This window comes from Streptomyces pseudovenezuelae (assembly GCF_029892565.1).
GTDB lineage: Bacteria > Actinomycetota > Actinomycetes > Streptomycetales > Streptomycetaceae > Streptomyces > Streptomyces pseudovenezuelae_A.
Genome location: NZ_JARXVH010000023.1, coordinates 20452 through 36028 on the forward strand (window position 1 = coordinate 20452; position 15577 = coordinate 36028).

A 15577-nucleotide genomic window follows, 5' to 3' on the forward strand; every position below is an offset into this window, starting at 1 on the left:
CCGACAGCTGGACGAGGCACCCTGCACGAGACAGCCCTCCACGTTCGGCGCAAGCGACGGGCTCCGCGGCCCGCACCGGCCCGGAACCAGGGCTGCCGGAGAGCGATGACATTCGCTTCCGACCTGGCCGCGAACGGCTGCAGCAAGTCCGTGGTCACCGCCGCGGCAACGTCCTCGACCCGGGCCAGGGCAATGGACCGCGGTGGGTCTTCTCCCGCAGGGGGCGGGCTTGACGACCTGCGGACCGCCCCGGCGACTGGCTCGTGCGACGTCCACCGGCTCTGACGCCGATCTTGTGGAGGGCGAAGGGCCCCCGACACCCGGCGGTCCTTCTGCCACTTCGACGCGGCCCGCCTCGCGGACCTTGAAGTTGATGTGCTCGTCCTGTGATGAGGAGAGGCGGGCGAGCAATTCGTCGCTGACAGGGAAGCCCTCAGCAGCCATCTGCTTGACGGCGGCGCCGATGTGGAGGCTGTTGAACAGCACCCTCGTCCGCCTCGACGCCCCGGCAGGCGGACGATCGTCTTCACCGGCGCGACCCGCAACTCCCTGGTCGTCCTGCCCCTGGCCCTCGCCCTGTCGGTGGCCTGGAGGTCGCCGCGGTCGTCGTGGTCGTCGTGGTCACCCAGACCCTCGTCGAAGTCCTCGACATGGTCACCAATACGGGGACTGACCACGCACACGCCCGCCTTGGGGGCGGGCAGGGTGAGGTCAGGAGGCGGGCCGGTACGTGGCGGCCGGGCCGATCGAGTTGGTCCCGAACTTCTCCCGGATCCGGTCGGCGGTCGACTCCGCCACCAGACGCGCCTGCGGTATCGAGGCTGAGCCGTTCGGCAACCTCGCCGTCGACCAGGTCCTCGCCGCGCAGCGCGAGAGAGGTCAGCCGGCCCCGCTGAAGGCCCGCGGCGTCCATCACCTGGTAGGCGAGCAGACGCAGATCGTCCTCGTCCGCGGACGGCTCGGTCAGGCGGCGCGTCTTCTCCCACTTCGGTCCACCGACGAACGACAACATGAGCGTGAGAGCACGCGCGGCCTGCCCCCGGCGGCGCAGTTCTATACCGAGCTGCACGACCAGACCGAGCAGGGCCGCACGCGCGGCGGCGCCGTCGAGTGTGGTGGCGGGAGAGGACACCGCGCCGGTGGTGACCGGCATGCCTCGGCCCTTCTCCTTATCCGCCCCCACGCTGTGCTTTGTGCACCCCTTCGAAAGTTCCTGACAGGACGCATCGACACCCTGCGGCGCGCACACGTTGCCCCAGGGTGTCGATGCTGTGCGAGTCGGCGCCGACGTGCATCGGTGCGGCGACCTGAGTCACCAGGGCACGTCCGTTGTGGCGCGTCACCTCCCTCAGAGCACTCCTCGATGAGTACACAGCCGGGCTCGCAGCGGCGGAAGGCAACCCGGAACCCGGTGATGCACTCTCCGTGACCAAAGAAGCTCTCTGTCCCGCCAGCTATCGCGAACAAAACCCGCCAACCCGCATGAACAGAAACCGCGCGAGCAGTGAAGCCGCCCCGCCTCAATCGCCAACAACCACGAACGGTCACACTCGCAGCGATAGTTGGCCAGTCGCAGCGTTAGTTGGCCACAAAGGCGCCCTGAAGCCCGAGGCACCTTGAGGCGTGACACGGTAGTTGGAACCTGGCCACGATGGTTGGAACCGGTGACGTCGTGTGCCGTTCGGTGGGGTGTGGATTCGCTGGTGGTCGTGTCGCGTGAGGTCCGTCGCAATCGTCGGGCCTTGGGTGAGTACAAGCCGGTGACTGCGGACTGCCGTGTCGAGCGACGTCGGTCGCGTCCCCAAGCCCCGCAAGGTCGCCATCGACGAGGTCCTCCAGGCACGAGTGGGCTGGGCGTTTGCGTTTCGCCGAACTCAGATCAGATTGACAGGTGGGGCTGGGAGCCAAGCTCAGCCGCGCGCACCTGCAGGTCGCTCAAGGCCGCTGCGGCATGGGCCGGGAACGGTTCGTCATTGTCCGACCCCATCCAGCGCTCAACGGCGATGGAGAACGCGAGCATCCCCACTTCCGCCCCCAGCCGGGCCGACAGCTCCTCTACGCCCCGTGCGCGCAGGGCGGCGCTGATCGACCTGGCGATCCGGGCGTGCTTGAGCAGTCCCCGCTCCTGCACTTCGCTGTTCGCCGCGACCACCAGCACGCGCTTTGCGGCCTTAGTCCGCTGTTGCGGGGTCATCGCGACTTCGGCGGCCGCGAACGCCGCCTGCAGGCACTCGGTGAGCGTGGCATCCGGTGCGGCGGCCCGGATGCCGTCGGCGAACAACTCGGCCAGCACGTCTTCACCGCCGAACAGGACCTCCCGCTTGTCGGCGAAGTGCCGGAAGAACGTGGCGCGGTTCAAGCCGGCGCGATCCGCGATCTGCGCGACGGTCGTTTCCTCGTACCCGTTCTCCACGAACAGGTCCAGCGCGGCGCTCTCCAGGCGCTCACGCGCGTCCGGCGCCCATCTGCTCATCCTCACAGCATAAGCGAGGCGACCGGATCGCATCACCCGGGTAGGTGATGATGCGACTACGTCGCATGGCGGTGTTAGAGTTGATGCGACCGGATCGCATCAGTACTCCGGCCGCGGCCTCTACCTGCGCATCTTCATCACCTGAAGCACAACCAAGGAGAATCTCCATGCGTATCTTCGTCACCGGCGCTTCCGGCTGGATCGGCTCGGCCGTCGTCCCCGAACTCATTAGCGCCGGCTACCAGGTCCTTGGACTGGCCCGCTCGGACGCCTCCGCCAAAGCAGTTGCCGACATGGGCGCCGAGGTGCTGCGCGGCGACCTGAACGACACCGACGTGCTGCGCGCCGGTGCCCTCGACAGTGACGGCGTCATCCACCTGGCCTTCGTCGTGCCCAGCGTGACCGAGGCAGCGACGCGGACCGATGCCACGGCCATCGAGACGATTGCCACCAGCCTCGCCGGCTCCGGCAAGCCCCTGGTCATCTCCGGCGCAACCCTCACCACACCCGGCCGACCCGCGACCGAACGCGACGAACTCATCGCCGCCGGGCCTATCGCGGCCCGCATCACCAACATGCGGGCAGCGCTCGCGGCCGCAGACAGGGGCGTGCGCACCTCTCTGGTCATGCTGCCCCGCTCTGTGCACGGCCAGGGAGAACGCCACGGCTTCATCCCCCAGCTCATCACCGCAGCCCTGGCCAAAGGCGTCTCCGGCTACATCGGCGACGGGGCCAGCCGCTGGCCCGCCGTCCACGTGAAGGACGCCGCGCGTCTTTACCGGCTGGCCATCGAGCAGGCTCCCGCCGGCGCAGTACTCAACGCCGTCGGCGACGAAGGCGTGCCCACCCGTGAGATCGCAGAGGCCATCGGCCGGCACCTGAACCTGCCCGCCCGGTCCCTGCCCGCCGAAGAATTCGAGGGCATGCTCGTGCGCCTCCTCAGCACCGACATGCCCGCCTCCAGCACCTTCACCCAGGATCTCCTGGGCTGGAAGCCCACCCACCCCGGCCTCATCGAGGACATCGAACAGGGGCACTACTTCAGGTGACCGCCCAAGGACAGTAAGCGAGACAACCACCTGACCGCACGAGCGCGCGAGCCGGATGTCGACGACCCCCTTATCGCCAGGGGCCGGCTGCCAACGGCGGCTGAAATTTATGCGGCGTGGACAACTGGTTCCAACTTGAATGGCAATTCGCCACTGGCCGCAAGAAGCGTGGCCAGATGGTTCCAGCAAGCGTGTCCCACAAGGGGCCTTCCCCCGTGAAGGTGGGCACGCGGTTATTGATCACGCGGCGAGCGTGAGTTCAGCGGTGTGGTGTCGGCGTTCGTATTCGTTGGGGCTGAGGTGGCCGTTGGCGGAGTGCCGGCGGCGGGTGTTGTAGCGGGTCAGCCAGGCGAAGACGGTCCTGCGGCAGGTGCCGGCGTCGCCATAGTCGTGGGCGCCCTGGAGGGTCTCGCGTTTCAGGGAGGCGTGGAAGCTTTCGCAGGCCGCGTTGTCCGCGCTGGTGCCGACAACGCCCATCGACCGGGTGACCCCGAGCTGGTCGCAGAGGCCGGCGAAGGCCCGGGAGCCGTACTGGGCGAGTTCAACTGGTCGATGTGGAACACGGCGCCGTCCAGGCCGCCACGGGTCGAGGCCGCCATCCGCAGTGCGTCGGCGACCACACCGGTGCGCATGTGGTCGGCGATGGACCAGCCGACGACCTTGCGGCTGAAGCAGTCCAGCACGGTCGCGAGATAGAGGAACTCCCCGTTTTCCAGGGGGAGATACGTGATGTCGCCCATGTATTTGCGCCCCGGCTCGGTGGCGGTGAAGTTCCGGTGGAACAGGTCGGAGAGCGGTGAGGTGGCCGGGTCCGGGACGGTAGTGCGGACGCGTCTGCGCAGGCGGCTGCCGGTGATGGAGAACGTCCGCATGATCCGGGCGACCCGCTTTTCGTTGACCCGCCGCCCTTTCTCGCGGAGATCGGCGGTCACTCGCGGGGAGCCGTAGGCGCCGCCGGACTGGCCGTGGACCTCGCGGATCTCCTCGGCCAGGATCCGGTCCTTGTGCTGCCGGGCGGCCCGGGCCTCGGCGCCGGCGAGCCACTTGTAGTAGCTGGACCGGTTCACGTCCAGGACCTGGCAGAGCCGCTTCACCTCGTAGGTGTCCCGGTGATCGTCAACGAACTGGAAGCGGCTGATCACCAGTTCGTCTCCCCGGCGAAATACTTGGCCGCCCTGCGGAGGATGTCCCGCTCGGTGGCGAGCTTGCGCTCACTCGCCTCGAACTCGGCCACCCTCGCCTCCAGCTGCCGCACCCGTTCGTCCGGATCAACGGACGGCACCGCCTCCCCAGGCGGGCCGCCCGGCTTCGCCACCGCGGCGGTGATGCCACGGCGTTCGCGGTCCCGCAGCACCCACTCACGCAGGGTGGCCCGGTTGACGCCCAGGTCAGCGGCGATGCTCTTGTAGGTCGCCCCGGGTGTGGACTCGTATAGGGCCACGGAATCGGCCCTGAACTCGTCCGAGTAGTCCTTCATCGCCATCGGCGGTCTTCTCGCTTCCTCCGGATCAAGCAGATCCAGTATCAGCGTGTCCACCACTCAGGGGGAGGCCCCACTATCGCTGAAGGTCACAACCACTGTGACGTTCAGCGATAGTTGGCCTTGCGCATGGGTAGTTGGCCATAGATCAGGAACGGGCTGGACACGCCACGGCGTGGTATCGCCGATGAGCCCGAACCGGCACGGAACCTGTGGAGCCGCCACGCAATGAGCACGCCACCTCCCCCTGCGCCTCCAGCGACTTCCTGGCGGCACTGCGGACACGGCGCGGACCCAGCCACCGCGGCGTGCCCGGCTAGCGGAAGGTCCTGCAGCCGGCGCTCGTACCGGTCGTGCACGCGCGCCGACACCCGGCCGCAGGACGGACATACGCCTTCACCGCTCCGGCCGGCCAACCGCACCACCAGCCCGCGCATGCCGTGCACCGGAGTGGTGACCAGTACCTCGAAGCCCTCGAACAGCACGTCCTGCCAGGAGATCTCGTCATGGTCCATGCCCTGGACGTCGACACTGCCAGGACGGTTCAGCCCGGGCCAACAGAACATGACGGAGCGTCAAGGACACCACATTCCGTCCTGGCGCACCCCGGCTCACAAGCCAGAATCGAACAGCCCCTTCACCGACCGTGACGGCCCCCCGTGATCGCTGCCAGAGCCCACTGAACACCGCCCTAGCCAACCGGGGTCCCCTCGGCCACGACGCTGCGAAACGGGTGCCTGGCCGCAAGCGGGGACTGGCCCTGGACGTCCTCGGCCTGGTCATCGCCGTCACCGTGCTGGCCGCGAGGGTCCACGACCACGCCGCCGGCATCACTCTGCTCGACCAGGTCGCCGTCGCGGCCAGCGGCTCGGCCAGCAAGGCCCTGGTCGACCAGGGCTTCAAGAACCAGGTCGTCTGAGCTTCCCCTGTTCTGCAAACCGGCCTCACCACCTGGACTTGGTCCGTATCGGACAGCGCCGCCCTCGACTCGCCCGTCGAGGGCGGCTTCCTGCTATTCGGACAACGGTGCGACGGCCGCGGCCCCGCGCCGGGCGGTCAGGAAGAGGCCTGCCGCGACGACGGCCGCGGCCAGGCCGAGCAGGCCGACGGCGGAGGCCAGGGTGCCGAGGGCGGACTCGGCCGCGATCAGCGCCAGCGGGCAGATGAACTGGCCGATGAAGAACGACGCGGTCCACAGGCCGGTGCCACGGCCTCGGTCGGCGAAGTCCAGCCTGGACATGGCGATGGTGAGCAGGGAAGGCAGCAGGAGACCGGTGCCGAGGCAGTTGAGTACGGCGCCGGCGATCAGCAGCGGCGCGCTGTTGGCGAGCCACATCACCGCGAACCCGGCCGAGCACAGGGCGAAGACGAATGGCAGCCGGGGTCCCGGGGCCCCGCGCAGCTTGGCGAAGGTGATCGCGCCGGCCACGGTGGCGGCGCTGGCGATCGCTGTGGCCAGCCCGATCACGCTGGTCGCCGTCACGCCGAGGTCGTCCAGCAGGTAGGACATCTCCACCGGGACGGTGTAGAAGACGAGGGCCCCGAACACGGTGAGTCCGCAGATCCCGGCCAGCTGCCGGAAGGGGAAGGAGCGCTTCGGCGCGACCGTGGTGTCCGTGCTCTCCCCGTCCCCGTCCTCGGCGGCGGCATCGGTGGCCGCAGTCGGCTTCGGCAGCCCGATGGCCATGAGCGGGGCGATGAGCAGGCTGACGGCGTAGATCCAGAACGGGGTCCGCCAGCCGGCCGACCCCGCGGCACCGCCGATGACGAAGAACGCGGTCGCGGAGGCGGAGGCGCACATGGTCTGGAGGGCGAGGTAGCGGTCCCGTACCCGACCGCTGTAGTAGTCGCCGATCATCGTGGTGCAGCAGGTCATGATGGCGGCCTCGGCGATACCGACCAGGGCGCGGCTGGCCACGATGGCGCCCAGCGACTCCAGCCACAGCGGGGCGGTGCCGAAGACCGCGTACAGAACGGTCGCGACGATCAGCAGGCGCTTGCGGCCGAGCCGGTCGACGATGACGCCCGCGAAGGGTGCCAGCAGGCCCAGCGCCAGGGCCGGGACGGTGAGGGCCATCGGGACCAGGGCGGTCGCGCCGGGCACGTCGGCGAAGTGGTCCTGCATCTTGGGCAGCACGGGGGCGATGAGGACGGCCCCGAGGATCGGCAGACAACTGCCGGCCATGAGGAGAGCGACGCGCAGCTGCGCGGCACCGGACGTCGGAAGGATCGCACCGGGTGGCGGCACTGGTTCCACGTAAGCGGGCGGGGGCGGGGGCACAGGCACGGCAGCGGGCATGCGGGAACTCCACGTGGCGAGGTTGGGGAGGACGGCACGCCACCGGGGAACAGACACCCCGGGAAGAGGAGCGTGCGGAGGAACTGGGGTCGACTATGAGTGAGCGGCCCAGCCCTGCCTAGTCTCTGTCCGATCGATCTGCCGGATCGCGATCATCCTTGCCGTGGATGGTCTCGGCGACCCGCGCCGCCGTTTCCCGCAGCCAGATGTGCGCCGCGTCGTGCGTGTGGACCGGGTGCCACCACAGGGCTTCCCGGAGTGGCACGGCGTCGTAGGGCGGTTCCATGACCCGTACGGGGACGAGTCCGTCCAGCCGGTCGGCGAGATGCCCCTGGATCAGGGCGACCCGGCGGGTGCCCGCGACCAGGAGGGGCATCAGCTGGAAGCTGTCGACGGAGACCTCGACGCGCGGCTCGATCCCGAGCATGCCGATCTGGCGGGCGGCGGGTGCGTCGTACGTGCGCTGGTACGTCACCCACGGCAGCCGGGCCAGGTCGTCGAGGGTGAGCTGCTCGCCGACCTCGGGGTTGTCGTCCGCGACGAGATAGACCCAGCGGTCCCGGTAGAGCTCCACGGCGGGAAAGTCGCCGATGATGCCGTGCGGCAGCAGCAGCCCGTCGGCGGTGCTCAGCAGCGCCCCCGTGTTCTCGGTGATGTCCGTCGGGGGCTGCCGGAAGCGCAGCCGGATCCCCGGCGCCTCGGTGTGGACGACGCGGGCGAGTTCGGCGCCGAAGACGGCCACCGCGTAGTCGGAGGCGAGCAGGGTGAACTCGTGCTCCTCATGGGCGGGGTCGAACACCGCCTGGCTGGTGAAGACGCGTTCGAGCAGGTCGCAGGCGGTGGCGGTGCGGTCGAGGAGGGCCAGGCCGAGGGCGGTCAGTTCGTAGTGTCCGCCGACCCGGGAGAGCAGGTCGTCGTCGAAGTGGCGGCGCAGCCGGGCCAGGGCGGCGCTCATGGCGGGCTGGCTGAGCCCGATGCGCCGGCCCGCGACGGTCACGTTGCGCTCCTCCAGGAGGGCGCGCAGGGCGACGACGAGGTTGAGGTCCAGGCTGGCCAGATTCACGCGAAATCCCTGTACGGAGTAGGAGACTGTGGCCTTGGTATTCGCGGCCTGGATGCCTGGCATCCAGAGAATCGATTTCCCTGATCGCAGGGTACGGGCCAGATTAGTGGCACCGCAATCGGGAGGACATCTCCGTGAAATCCGCAGCCACGTCGGCGCCCCTCTTCGTCGGCCCCTTGGCCATCGGCACTCTCTCCGCTCCGGGCGGGGCCGCGTTCCCCGGCCTCGTGGTGCCGGACGGCCGCGTGCTCGACCTGCGTACGGCGCTGGACGAACCCGCGCTGACCGCCCTCTCCCTCCTGGAGCGCTGGGAGGCGGAACTGCCGCGCCTGCACCGCCTCGCGGGCGATCCGGCCGGTGACTGGCTGCCGCTGGACGACCTGTCCGTGCACGCTCCCGTCGAGCCCCGGCAGATCTTCCAGTCCGGCGCCAACTACCGGCAGCACGTGATCGACCTGGAGGTCGCGCACCGCGCCCAGGACGACCCGCGCACCGTCGAGGAGGCACGCGCCGAGATCGCGGCGATCATGGACAAGCGGGCCGCCGAGGACCTCCCGTACGTCTTCATCGGCCTGCCGACCACGATCACCGGCCCCTACGACGACGTCGTACTGCCCTCCTGGGCCAAGAAGCCCGACTGGGAGCTGGAACTGGCCGCGGTGATCTCCCGCCCCGCCCACCGGGTCGCGGTGGAAGAGGCCCTGGAGTACGTCGCGGGCTACACCATCGCCAACGACCTCACCGACCGGGCCACCATCTTCCGCCGGGACATGCCCGCCATCGGCACCGACTGGCTGCACTGCAAGAACGCTCCCGGCTTCACCCCGCTCGGCCCCTGGATCGTCCCGGCCGGGTCCGTCGCCGACCCGTCCGACCTGCGGGTCACCCTGAAGCTCAACGGCGAGAAGATGCAGGACGAGTCCACCAAGGACATGATCTTCGGCGTGGCGCGGATGGTCTCGTACATTTCCCAGACCGCCCAACTCCTACCCGGCGACCTGGTGTTGACCGGCAGCCCGGCCGGGAACGGCCTGCACTGGGGTCGGCTCCTGCGCGACGGCGACGTGATGGACGGATCCGTCACCGGGCTCGGTGCCCAGCGCACCCACTGCGTCGCAGAGGAGACGTCGTGAGCGACCGCACCACTGTGCCTGATGCGAAAGACGCCGAGGGCGCGATCGACGAGGCCGCCAAGACGTACTCGAACTGGGGCCGTTGGGGCGAGGACGACGTCCTCGGCACGCTCAACTTCCTGGACGCCGAAAAGCGCCGCGAGGGCGCGGCCCTCGTCCGCGAGGGCGTCAGCTTCTCGCTCTCCCAGCGCTTCGACATGAACGGCCCGCAGAAGGGCTGGCGGCGGCGTACGAATCCGGTGCACACCATGCTCGACACCGGCACCGACGCCGCCCTGGGCAACCAGGGTTTCCCGCACGGCATCGGCGGCGCCGACGACGTGATCGCGATGCCGCTGCAGTGCTCCACCCAGTGGGACGGCCTCGGCCACATCTTCGACCACGGCAAGGCATGGAACGGGCGGGCCGCCGAGAAGGTCGTCACCTCCGACGGCGACCTCGTCACCGGCATCGAACACATGGCGCCGTACGTGGCCGGGCGGGGCGTCCTCCTCGACGTGGGCCGGATCGTCGGCCAGGGCGGTGAACTGCCCGACGGCTTCGCCATCACCGAGGAGCACCTGACCGCCACCGCCGAGGCGCACGGCGTCACCGTCGGCCGCGGCGACCTCGTCCTCGTCCGCACCGGACGGCTGGCCCGTGCCAGGCGCGACGGCTGGGGCGAGTACGCGGGCGGTCCCTCGCCCGGGCTGAGCTTCACCACCGCGGGCTGGCTGCACGGCAGCGAGATCGCCGGGATCGCCACCGACACCTGGGGTTTCGAGGTCCGGCCCAACGAGTTCGAGAACGCCTTCCAGCCGCTGCACCAGGTCGCCATCCCCAACATCGGCCTGCTCATAGGCGAGATGTGGGACCTCGACGCCCTGGCCGAGCACTGCGCGGCCGACGGGCGGTACGAGTTCTGGCTCACCGCCGCTCCGCTGCCCATCACTGGAGCCGTCGGCTCCCCCGTGAACCCGATCGCCGTCAAGTAACACCCCGGACCGGCCGAGTGGGCCGACCCGACAGCCACACCCATCCAGCCCGCACCACCGCCCCCTGCCGCTCGAAGTCGCGCGGCCCCACCGCAGGGAGACCCCATGACCGACCCCCGCCCCCGCACCGTCCTCGTCATAGGCGGCGGCGCCTCCGGCAACGCCGTGACCGTGCTGCTGCGGCGAGCGGGTATCACCGTGGACCTGATCGAGGCCAAGCCCGACTGGAACGTCCTCGGCTCCGGCATCACCCTCCAGGGCAACGCGCTGCGCGTACTGCGCGAGCTGGGCGTGTGGGACACGGTTCAGGAGAGCGGCTACGCCTTCGACTCCGTCGGCCTGGCCACGCCCGACGGCCATGTGTTCCACGTCCAGCAGGACATCCGTACCGGCGGCACGGACCTGCCCGCGACCATCGGCATGCAGCGGCCCCGGCTCCAGGAGATCCTGTGCGAGGCGGTCCTGGCGAGCGGTGCGACGGTCCGCCTCGGCACCACCGCCGACGAACTGGTCCAGGACGAGGCGGGCGTCACCGCCCGCTTCAGCGACGGCACCGAGGGCCGCTTCGACCTCGTCATCGCCGCCGACGGTCTCAGCTCCCGGACCCGCGCGATGATCGGCATCGGCGACAAGCCCGAGCCGACCGGCATGGCCATCTGGCGCGTCGCCGCACCCCGCCCGGCGGGCGTGGAACGCACGGACCTGGCCTACGGCGGGCCCTGCTACATCGCCGGCTACTGCCCCACCAGCGAGAACACCATCTACGCCTATCTTGTCGAGGCCAACCGCGACCGCGCCTCGATCGACCCGGCCTCGTACGCCGACGAGATGCGGCGCCTGGCAGCCCCGTACGGCGGCGCCTGGCCCGAGATCGCCGCGAGCATCACCGACCCGGCCGAGGTCAACTACACCTGGTTCGACCGGCTGCTCGTCGAGGGGCCCTGGCACCGCGGCCGGGTCGTACTGGTCGGCGACGCCGCCCACGCCTGCCCGCCCACCCTCGCGCAGGGCGCGGCCATGTCACTGGAGGACGCCTTCGTACTGGCCGAACTGCTGAGCGCGGAGGAGTCGTGGGACTCCCATGGATCCCCCGACTCCCCCGAATCCTCCGGGTCCCTCGACGACCTGCTGATCCGCTACCACGAGCGCCGCATCGACCGTGTCCGCATGGTCGTCGAGGCCTCGATGCAGCTCGGCCAGTGGCAGCTGGACGGTGTCCGTGACGCCGACGTGCCGGGCCTGATCGGGCGCACGATGTCCGTCCTGAAGGAGACCCCGTGACGACCCCGGACATCCTGACGACCCCGGAGACCGCAGCCGTCCCCACCATCGACGTCCACGCGCACGTCCTGCTTCCCGAGGTCGAGAAGGCCGTCGCCGGACACCCCGGGCTGGCCGCCGCCCGCAGTCTCGACGCCCGCCGCAACGGCCCCGACGCGCTCGCAGTCAGCGGCCCGATGGTCCGCGACCGCATCCCTCTGCTGACCGACGTCAAGGCCCGGCTCACCGCGATGGACGCCTCCGGCGTCGACACACAACTGGTCTCGCCGTCCCCGTCGCACTACCACTACTGGGCCGACGAGGACCTCGCCCGCACGGTGTGGGAACTGGCCAACACCGGCACCGCCGCCCACGTCGCCCAGGCCCCCGACCGGCTGCACGGACTGGGCCTCGTCCCGCTCCAGCACCCGGACCTCGCAGTCGAGGCCCTCGACCACGCCCTGGGCCTGGGTCTGCGCGGAGTGGAGATCTCCAGCCACGCACCCGGGCGCGAGCTCTCGGACCCGGCGTACAACACATTCTGGGCGCTCGCCGAGACGACCGGAGCGGTGCTCTTCCTGCACCCCTTCGGCTGCACGCTCGACGAGCGCCTGGACCGCTGGTACCTGTCCAACACGGTCGGGCAGCCCACCGAGAACGCCGTCGCGCTCTCCCACCTCATCTTCTCCGGCGTGCTGGACCGCCACCCCGGCCTGAAGGTGATCGCCGCGCACGGCGGCGGCTATCTGCCCACCCACATCGGCCGCTCCGACCACGCCTGGCGGGCCAGACCGGACACGCGGGGCTGCGCGTCCGAGCCGAGCAGCTACCTCAAGCGGCTGTACTTCGACTCACTCGTCCACGACCCGCACGTCCTGCGCGAACTGATCCGGGTGGCCGGCCCCGACCGGGTCCTGCTCGGCTCCGACTTCCCCTTCGACATGGGCACCGAGGACCCGGTCGGCGCGCTGCGCGCCGCCACGGACCTGCCCGACCCTCACTTCCACGCCGTACGCGGCGGCAACGCGGCAGCGCTGCTGCGCCTCTCCTGAGGAGCCCCGACATGACCGACGCCCTCCCCAACCGCCTGCTCACCCACCTGCGGCACGTCGACCTCGCCGTGCCCGACTACGACAAGCAGCTCGACTTCTACGCCGGAGTCTGGGGCCTGACCAAGGTCGCTGAGGACTCGGGCATCTCCTTCCTGGCCGCAGAGGGCAGCCCCGAGCAGTACGTCGTACGGCTCCGCAAGGCCGACGAGAAGCGGCTCGACCTCGTGTCCTACGGCGCCGCGTCAGCCGCCGACGTGGACACGCTCGCCGAGCACCTCCTCGCGGACGGCGTGCGGTTGATCTCGCAGCCGGGCAAGGTCGACACCCCCGGCGGCGGCTACGGCTTCCGCTTCTTCGACGGCGACGGCCGCACCGTCGAGGTCTCGGCGGAGGTCGGGGCCCGGCAGCACCGGCGTATCGAGGAGAAGGAGGCCATCCCGGTCCGCCTCTCGCACGTCGTCCTCAACTCCCCCGACCTGGACGCCACCCGCGCCTGGTACGAGCGCCACCTCGGCTTCCGGCTGTCCGACACGCTCAGCTCCCCGCACATGGGCGAGGTCATGCACTTCATGCGGATCAGCCACCAGCACCACTCGATGGCCCTCGCCAAGGGACCGCACACCTCCCTGCACCACGTCTCGTTCGAGATGCGCGGCCTGGACGAGTACATGCGCGGCTCGGGGCGCGTCATGCGCTCCGGCGCCCGCAAGATCTGGGGGCCAGGCCGCCACATGGCGGGCGACAACACCTTCACGTACTTCCTCGACCCGCACGGCAACACCGTCGAGTACACAACGGAGTTGGAGGAACTCGACGAGGACACCTGGCATCCGCACGTCTACGACTTCTCCCGGCCCGAGGTCACCGACCAGTGGGGCACGGCGAACCCGATGAACGAGCTGGTCGCCAAGGAGTCCTTCAACGACGTCGACCCCGGCGTCTTCGTCGCCCCGCCGGTCTGATCCCCATCTGCTCCGGGGGCGCGGAAAGCCATGCCTGGCTCCCCCCGCGCCCCCTGTCCACCCCTACGCCGCACCCCAGGATCGCCATGCGCTTCGCCACGTACGAACACCACGGCCGCCGCAGCGTCGCCACCGTCGAGGACGACGGCACCCTCCGCCCCATCCCCGGCCGCGCCTCGCTGCTCGACCTGCTCCGGGCGGGCCCCACGGCCCTGGGTGAGGCGGGCAACGCCACGCCGGACGTACCGGACGGCCCGCATGTCTCGCAGGTGCGGCTGCTGCCGCCTCTCCAGCCGCCGTCCGTACGGGACTTCGTCACCTTCGAGGAACACGTCGAGGGCGTACGGCTCAGCATCGACAACGCGGCCGGGGTGCCCGACGCCTGGTACGACGCGCCGACCTTCTACTTCACCAATCCGTACGCCGTCATCGGCGCGCACGACGACGTGCCCGTGCCGCCCGGCTCCTCGGTCCTGGACTTCGAACTCGAAGTCGCCGCAGTCATCGGCGTCGAAGGCCGCGACCTCACACCCGAGCAGGCCCGCGACCACATCATCGGCTACACGATCTTCAACGACTGGTCCGCCCGCGACCTCCAATCCGCCGAGATGAGGGTCGGGTTGGGCCCCTGCAAGGGCAAGGACACCGCCGCCACCTTCGGCCCGTACCTGGTCACCGCCGACGAACTGGAGCCGTACCGGGACACGGATGGTTTCCTGCGACTGGCTCTGACTGCCTCGGTGAACGGCGAGGTGGTCGGCAAGGACCTGCTGTCCAACATGAGCTGGACCTTCGAGGAGATGGTCGCCTACGCCTCGCGCGGCACATACGTCCGCCCCGGCGATGTGCTCGGCTCCGGCACCTGCGGCAACGGCGGCTGCCTGGCCGAGCTGTGGGGCGTACGAGGCCGACAGGATCCGCCGCCGCTGAAACCCGGCGACACCGTCACACTCACCGTCGAGGGGATCGGCACCGTCTCCAACACCGTCGTGCCCGGCGCCGGACCGGTGCCGGTCCCCCGGGCCCGCAAGCGCCCGCGGTCGCGCCCGTGAACCGCGGGGCCGTGAACGGGCTGGACGGCAAGGTCGTCGTCGTCACCGGAGCCGCGCGCGGGCAGGGCGCGGCCGAGGTCGAGGCGCTGGCCCGGGCGGGGGCGGTGGTCGTCGCCACCGATGTGACCGAGGCTCCGGGCTGTCTGCGTCTGGACGTCACCGAGGCGGCGGAGTGGGCGGCGCTCGCGGAAGGGCTGCGACGCCAGTACGGAGAGGTCCACGGCCTGGTCAACAACGCCGGCGTCACCTGGCGCGCGCGGCTCCACGAGGTCGCGCCCGAGGACTTCGCCCGCGTCCACGCGGTCAACGTCACCGGCCCGCTGTTGGGCATCCAGCACCTGGCGCCGTTGATGCCGCCGGGCTCGTCGATCGTCAACGTCGGCTCGGCCGCCGGGCTCACCGGGCACTACCCGGTCGCGTACACGGCCAGCAAGTGGGCGCTGCGCGGCCTGTCGAAGGCGGCCTGCGTCGAGTTGGGCCCACGGGGCATCCGCGTGAACACCGTCCATCCCGGCTTCATCGAGACCGAGATGACCGCCTCCGCCGCGCCCGCCTTCCGCGAGGCGAACATCCGCGAGACGCCGCTGGCCCGCACCGGCACCGTCGACGAGATCACCCCGCTGGTGGTCTTCCTCCTCTCCGACGACGCGTCCTTCATCACCGGCGTCGAGATCCCCGTCGACGGCGGCTTCACCGCACACGGCGGCGCCAAGTCCATCTCCGACGCCCTGCGGTCGGCTTCCGACTGACCTCCGACTGACCTCCGACTGAAAGGACCCA

General features: G+C 70.2%; 13 protein-coding genes and 2 pseudogenes. 9 read left to right on the forward strand and 6 right to left on the reverse strand.

Features of this window, described 5'->3' with window-relative positions:
• Positions 1 to 526: 526 nt before the first annotated feature.
• Both M2283_RS51775 and M2283_RS43815 read right to left on the reverse strand, forming a co-directional pair.
• Positions 527 to 1153, reverse strand: a complete 627-nt coding sequence (locus M2283_RS51775; protein ID WP_348538965.1) for a hypothetical protein — start codon at positions 1151 to 1153, stop codon at positions 527 to 529.
• A 726-nt stretch (positions 1154 to 1879) separates the two neighbouring features.
• Positions 1880 to 2473 (reverse strand): TetR/AcrR family transcriptional regulator, encoded by a 594-nt coding sequence (locus M2283_RS43815; protein WP_280882181.1) that lies wholly within the window; start codon positions 2471 to 2473, stop codon positions 1880 to 1882.
• Positions 2474 to 2640: 167 nt separating this feature from the next.
• On the opposite strand from M2283_RS43815, the gene M2283_RS43820 reads away from it, so the two are divergent.
• Positions 2641 to 3522, forward strand: coding sequence for an SDR family oxidoreductase (locus tag M2283_RS43820; protein WP_280882182.1), 882 nt, complete (start codon positions 2641 to 2643; stop codon positions 3520 to 3522).
• A gap of 240 nt (positions 3523 to 3762) precedes the next feature.
• Here the strand turns inward: M2283_RS43820 and M2283_RS43825 are convergent.
• A pseudogene (locus tag M2283_RS43825) lies at positions 3763 to 5005 on the reverse strand (IS3 family transposase).
• Positions 5006 to 5109: 104 nt separating this feature from the next.
• Positions 5110 to 5517, reverse strand: coding sequence for a transposase family protein (locus tag M2283_RS43830; protein WP_280882183.1), 408 nt, complete (start codon positions 5515 to 5517; stop codon positions 5110 to 5112).
• Positions 5518 to 5714: 197 nt separating this feature from the next.
• Here M2283_RS43830 and M2283_RS43835 point away from each other — a divergent pair.
• Positions 5715 to 5918 (forward strand): annotated as a pseudogene (locus M2283_RS43835) (transposase); the annotation flags it as partial.
• Between the two features lie 96 nt (positions 5919 to 6014).
• Here the strand turns inward: M2283_RS43835 and M2283_RS43840 are convergent.
• On the reverse strand, positions 6015 to 7301 hold the full coding sequence (locus M2283_RS43840; protein WP_280882184.1) for an MFS transporter: 1287 nt from the start codon (positions 7299 to 7301) through the stop codon (positions 6015 to 6017).
• 118 nt (positions 7302 to 7419) lie between these two features.
• Positions 7420 to 8364 (reverse strand): LysR family transcriptional regulator, encoded by a 945-nt coding sequence (locus M2283_RS43845; RefSeq protein ID WP_280882185.1) that lies wholly within the window; start codon positions 8362 to 8364, stop codon positions 7420 to 7422.
• Positions 8365 to 8498: 134 nt separating this feature from the next.
• On the opposite strand from M2283_RS43845, the gene M2283_RS43850 reads away from it, so the two are divergent.
• The 7 genes from M2283_RS43850 (at position 8499) to M2283_RS43880 (ending at position 15546) form a co-directional block, all read left to right on the forward strand.
• Entirely contained in the window at positions 8499 to 9497 is a 999-nt protein-coding gene (locus tag M2283_RS43850) for a fumarylacetoacetate hydrolase family protein (RefSeq protein WP_432423213.1), read from the forward strand.
• A complete protein-coding gene (locus tag M2283_RS43855) occupies positions 9494 to 10471 on the forward strand; it encodes a cyclase family protein (RefSeq protein ID WP_280882186.1) in 978 nt (325 codons plus the stop codon). Before M2283_RS43850 ends, M2283_RS43855 begins: the two co-directional genes overlap by 4 nt.
• A gap of 105 nt (positions 10472 to 10576) precedes the next feature.
• Complete coding sequence (locus tag M2283_RS43860) at positions 10577 to 11752, forward strand: FAD-dependent oxidoreductase (RefSeq protein WP_280882187.1); 1176 nt, start codon at positions 10577 to 10579, stop codon at positions 11750 to 11752.
• Positions 11749 to 12783, forward strand: coding sequence for an amidohydrolase family protein (locus M2283_RS43865; protein WP_280882188.1), 1035 nt, complete (start codon positions 11749 to 11751; stop codon positions 12781 to 12783). The genes M2283_RS43860 and M2283_RS43865 overlap by 4 nt, the downstream gene beginning before the upstream one ends.
• A gap of 11 nt (positions 12784 to 12794) precedes the next feature.
• Positions 12795 to 13745: a VOC family protein gene (locus tag M2283_RS43870; RefSeq protein WP_280882189.1), complete on the forward strand. Its 951-nt coding sequence runs from the start codon at positions 12795 to 12797 to the stop codon at positions 13743 to 13745.
• Between the two features lie 86 nt (positions 13746 to 13831).
• Positions 13832 to 14797, forward strand: coding sequence for a fumarylacetoacetate hydrolase family protein (locus M2283_RS43875; RefSeq protein ID WP_280882190.1), 966 nt, complete (start codon positions 13832 to 13834; stop codon positions 14795 to 14797).
• Positions 14794 to 15546 (forward strand): SDR family NAD(P)-dependent oxidoreductase, encoded by a 753-nt coding sequence (locus M2283_RS43880; RefSeq protein WP_280882191.1) that lies wholly within the window; start codon positions 14794 to 14796, stop codon positions 15544 to 15546. Before M2283_RS43875 ends, M2283_RS43880 begins: the two co-directional genes overlap by 4 nt.
• Positions 15547 to 15577 lie beyond the last annotated feature (31 nt).

What these genes read in the sequence shown, in the direction of transcription:
- M2283_RS43870 (WP_280882189.1), top strand. Translation starts at nt 12,795, where the DNA reads ATGACCGACGCCCTCCCCAACCGCCTGCTCACCCACCTGCGGCACGTC.
- M2283_RS43820 (WP_280882182.1), top strand. Translation starts at nt 2,641, where the DNA reads ATGCGTATCTTCGTCACCGGCGCTTCCGGCTGGATCGGCTCGGCCGTC.
- M2283_RS43830 (WP_280882183.1), bottom strand. Translation starts at nt 5,517, where the DNA reads ATGGACCATGACGAGATCTCCTGGCAGGACGTGCTGTTCGAGGGCTTC.
- M2283_RS43840 (WP_280882184.1), bottom strand. Translation starts at nt 7,301, where the DNA reads ATGCCCGCTGCCGTGCCTGTGCCCCCGCCCCCGCCCGCTTACGTGGAA.
- M2283_RS43860 (WP_280882187.1), top strand. Translation starts at nt 10,577, where the DNA reads ATGACCGACCCCCGCCCCCGCACCGTCCTCGTCATAGGCGGCGGCGCC.
- M2283_RS43875 (WP_280882190.1), top strand. Translation starts at nt 13,832, where the DNA reads ATGCGCTTCGCCACGTACGAACACCACGGCCGCCGCAGCGTCGCCACC.
- M2283_RS43815 (WP_280882181.1), bottom strand. Translation starts at nt 2,473, where the DNA reads ATGAGCAGATGGGCGCCGGACGCGCGTGAGCGCCTGGAGAGCGCCGCG.
- M2283_RS51775 (WP_348538965.1), bottom strand. Translation starts at nt 1,153, where the DNA reads ATGCCGGTCACCACCGGCGCGGTGTCCTCTCCCGCCACCACACTCGAC.